This window comes from Mariniflexile aquimaris, assembly GCF_042676825.1.
Classification (GTDB): domain Bacteria; phylum Bacteroidota; class Bacteroidia; order Flavobacteriales; family Flavobacteriaceae; genus Mariniflexile; species Mariniflexile aquimaris.
In genome coordinates, this window is sequence record NZ_JBHTIB010000024.1 from 1 (window position 1) to 1,194 (window position 1,194).

Sequence of the window (1,194 nt, forward strand, 5' to 3'; positions counted from 1 at the left end):
CCGATGCCAATGGATGTACGTATCAGGAATCCTATACAGTTGTACCGGTAACGAATATTACAGTTTCAGGCGCATTAATTAATGATGTTTCTTGTAATGGAGGCTCAAATGGAGCTGTAGACTTTACGGTATCAAATTTTGCAGGCACATATAGTTATACAGTAAATGGAGGGCCAGCAGTAGTTGGGCAATCATCAGTAACGATTAACTTAACCGGGTTACCAATAGGGAATCAACAAATTGTTGTAACAGACGAAATTACAGGATGTACAGATACATTTACAGTATTAGTTAGTGAGCCAGCAAGTCCATTAACATTTACTGCGACTACAACGAATGTATATTGTACCAATGATGAATCACAGATAACGGTGACAGTATCAGGAGGCACAGTGAGTTATACTTATGCAGCAGTAGTAACAGGAAACCCAGCTCCATTAGCTGCCGCTTATGGCAGTAGTAATGTAGTTACGGTAGATACCAATTCGGGAGCAGACTTAGTTTGGGATGTCTATGTAAGAGATGCAAATGGATGTACTGAAATGAATACCGTTACGGTTATATTAGATCCGTTACCATCAGTGTCAACACCAACTCTGGCGTCTAATCAGTGTACTGTTACTTCAGGCTTTACTTTTACAGCATTCGGAGAGACAGGCGTAGCACCATTTACATATAGTATTAATGGAGGCGCATCATATCAAGCAAGTCCAACATTTACAGTAAATGCTCCAGGAACTTATACGGTTACCATTAGAGATGCCAATGGATGTACAGCAGATAGCACTACTGCCACCGTTGTATATGCACCATTAAATTCAGTAATTACCTTAACGAAAGAATTAGATTGTACAGGAACACCAGATGCTGAAATTACGGGAACAATAACCGGAGGTTTAGCACCTTATACTTATGAAGTATCCATAAATGGCGCAGGATATGCGGCATTAGGCCCTGTGGTAAGTCCTTATACATATACCACAGCAAGTGCAGGAACCTATCAATTTAGAATTACAGATGCAAATGGTTGTCTGGCAGAGACCAATATTATTACCATCGACGCATTAACAAATCCATCGTTTACAGAAAGCCATACCAATGTAAGTTGTAATGGCGGATCCGATGGTAGTATTGTAGTAACGGCATCAGGAGGTGTAGCACCGTATGAATACAGTATTGATAATGGTGCGACTT

At 40.4% G+C, this 1,194-nt stretch carries 1 protein-coding gene; it reads left to right on the top strand.

The features are described from left to right. A partial coding sequence (locus ACFQ0I_RS15840) for a SprB repeat-containing protein (protein WP_379943937.1) occupies positions 1-1,194 on the top strand: 1,194 nt, incomplete at both ends.